The organism is Pseudoselenomonas caprae, assembly GCF_008271345.1.
GTDB lineage: Bacteria > Bacillota > Negativicutes > Selenomonadales > Selenomonadaceae > Selenomonas_A > Selenomonas_A caprae.
The window spans coordinates 1-470 of record NZ_VTOZ01000069.1 but is presented as its reverse complement, the minus strand read 5'-3'; the positions used below and the strand labels follow the sequence as shown (position 1 = coordinate 470).

Genomic DNA, 470 nt, shown 5'->3' with positions numbered 1-470 from the left:
AGTGCCATCCTTGACCTCTGTGATCGCCGGCCTGTTGCCTATGTTATTGGTGACAGCAACAATAACCAGTTGGTATTCCAAACCTTTGACAAAGCTCTTGAAGCCAATCCAGGGGCACATCCCTTGTTTCATAGTGACCGTGGCTTTCAGTACACCAATAAGTTGTTCCGCGCCAAAATTGAACAGGCCGGTATGACACAAAGCATGTCCCGTGTAGCACATTGCCTAGACAATGGCCCCATGGAAGGCTTCTGGGGTATCTTGAAGCGCGAGATGTACTACAGGCGCAGATTTACTTCCCGGCAAGAGTTGGTTGAGTCAATTGAGGAATATATAAGATATTACACTTATGACAGACCACAGCGTCATTTAGGCATACGAACCCCAAGTGAGTACCACGAAAAACTGGTTGGAGCTGCATGAAAAAAGCTGCTCGCATTAGTTGCGAGCAGCAATGAATATTTTTATTT

1 protein-coding gene is annotated in these 470 nt (G+C 46.2%); it reads left to right on the top strand.

Features of this window, described 5'->3' with window-relative positions:
- A partial coding sequence (locus tag FZ041_RS14340; protein WP_149190063.1) for an IS3 family transposase occupies positions 1-423 on the top strand: 423 nt, incomplete at its 5' end.
- Between the last annotated feature and the right edge of the window lie 47 nt (positions 424-470).